Source organism: Burkholderia sp. HI2714 (assembly GCF_002223085.1).
GTDB lineage: Bacteria > Pseudomonadota > Gammaproteobacteria > Burkholderiales > Burkholderiaceae > Burkholderia > Burkholderia lata_D.
On the sequence record NZ_NKFM01000183.1, the window covers coordinates 1 to 562 of the forward strand.

Sequence of the window (562 nt, forward strand, 5' to 3'; positions counted from 1 at the left end):
GAGGAGTACCGGCCTATCTCATAGGTGCCGTGTCTCGCGATGTTCGCGGCGATGTTCGTAAAATCGTGCTCGACGTACGCGAGACAAAAACCCCCTGTTCCGCCTCAAATTGATCGAGACGTAACAGTCAGCGGCGCCTGGAAATATCTCTACCGGGCCGTCGACAAGGACGGCAACACCATTGATTTCCTGCTGCGTGCCCACCGAGACAAGGCCGCGGCGCGCCGGTATTTCGAAAAATCGATCGAGCAGAACGGGGGGCCCGAGACCGTGACGATCGACAAAAGCGGGGCGAACCTGGCAGCGCTCAAGGACCTCAACGCCACGCGTGAACGGCCGATCAGGATCCGCCAGTCGAAGTATCTGAACAACATCGTCGAGCAGGATCACCGCGCCATCAAGCGCCGAACCCGGCCGATGATGGGCTTCAAGGATTGAGCTTCCCCCGGTTTTTCGCGCACCAAGGGCGAGTCGTTATGCTGCCAGATTTTGCTCGTCCTGCGTGCGGAGCCAGTCGTGAAAAAACTGGGTTGGCGACACCTGACCGAGCGTGGAGTGGCGG

Annotated in this window: 1 pseudogene; it reads left to right on the top strand. The window is 59.6% G+C overall.

Annotation, left to right across the window (positions count from 1 at the left end):
• Positions 1-120: 120 nt before the first annotated feature.
• Positions 121-432: pseudogene (locus CFB82_RS41820) on the top strand (IS6 family transposase); the annotation flags it as partial.
• Positions 433-562 lie beyond the last annotated feature (130 nt).